This window comes from Blautia sp. NSJ-175, from assembly GCF_022867815.1.
Taxonomy (GTDB): Bacteria; Bacillota; Clostridia; order Lachnospirales; family Lachnospiraceae; genus Blautia; species Blautia celeris.
Map to the genome: position 1 here is coordinate 1 of NZ_JALIFQ010000066.1, position 1,178 is coordinate 1,178.

Below are 1,178 nucleotides of genomic sequence, written 5' to 3' on the forward strand. Positions count from 1 at the left end.
GAGACAAGAGAAGATACTTCACGTCTGCTTATGCAGGTTGGAGCCGCCTGCTTGCTGCCTCAGCTGCTGGGCGCACTGGGAAGTGTATTTTCAGAGGCTGGTGTGGGTGAAGTTATTTCTAATATGATTTCCTCGGTTGTTCCAAAAGGAAATATCGTAATAGGAGTTATAATCTATGTTTTTGGTATGGTCATTTTCACTATGATCATGGGAAATGCATTTGCCGCGTTTACTGTTATTACAGCAGGAATCGGTGTTCCCTTCGTTATTATGCAGGGCGGGAATCCTGCGGTAATCGGTGCACTTGGTATGACAGCAGGTTACTGCGGAACGCTGATGACACCTATGGCGGCGAATTTTAATATTGTTCCCTGTGCGGTACTTGAGACAAAGGATCCCAAGTGGTCTGTTATTAAGGCGCAGGTTCCTATGGCATTAATGATGATAGCAGTTCACATTATTCTTATGCTTATAATTGGATTCAGATAAGGAGAAAGAAATGAAAATATTAGTGACAGGATTTGATCCCTTCGGGGGAGAGCTGGTAAATCCGGCCATTGAGACGGTAAAAAGACTGAGAGATAATATCTCGGGGGCGGAGATTATCAAGCTGGAGATACCCACTGTGTGCCATAAGTCCCTCCGGGTAATCGAGGAGGCTGTGGTCAAATATGACCCGGATGTAGTTTTGTCTATCGGACAGGCAGGCGGGAGACCAGATATAACCATAGAGCGGGTAGGTATCAATGTGGATGACTGCCGTATTCCTGACAATGAGGGAAATCAGATTATTGACGAGCCTGTTTATCCGGATGGTCCGGCTGCTTATTTTGTAACCATTCCGATCAAGGTCATGGTTCAGCGGATTCAGAGCAGAGGAATTCCCGCATCCATATCCAATACGGCGGGTACCTTTGTCTGCAACCATGTGACATACGGGGTCTGTCATATGCTGGCAGCCAAATATCCTGGAAAGCGCAGTGGTTTTATCCATATTCCATTCCTGCCCCAGCAGGTAATAGATAAAAAGAATATGCCGTCCATGTCACAGGATGTACTGGTGGAGGGTATTGAAGCCGCAATTGAGGCAATTGTAGACACACCTACGGATATTAAGGTGATGGGCGGTGCAACACACTGATGAGAAGAGTGTTTGTATATGGGACACTTCGTGTGGG

At 46.3% G+C, this 1,178-nt stretch carries 2 protein-coding genes; both read left to right on the forward strand.

Features of this window, described 5'->3' with window-relative positions; genetic code table 11:
* Positions 1–489: 5-oxoproline transporter, DUF979 family subunit (locus MUB35_RS30340; RefSeq protein WP_244807378.1), on the forward strand; the 489-nt coding region annotated here is incomplete at its 5' end.
* Between the two features lie 10 nt (positions 490–499).
* Positions 500–1,141 carry a pyroglutamyl-peptidase I gene (gene pcp, locus MUB35_RS30345; protein ID WP_103731741.1) on the forward strand — a complete coding sequence of 214 codons (642 nt, stop codon included), beginning with the start codon at positions 500–502 and terminating at the stop codon, positions 1,139–1,141.
* Positions 1,142–1,178: the final 37 nt, after the last annotated feature.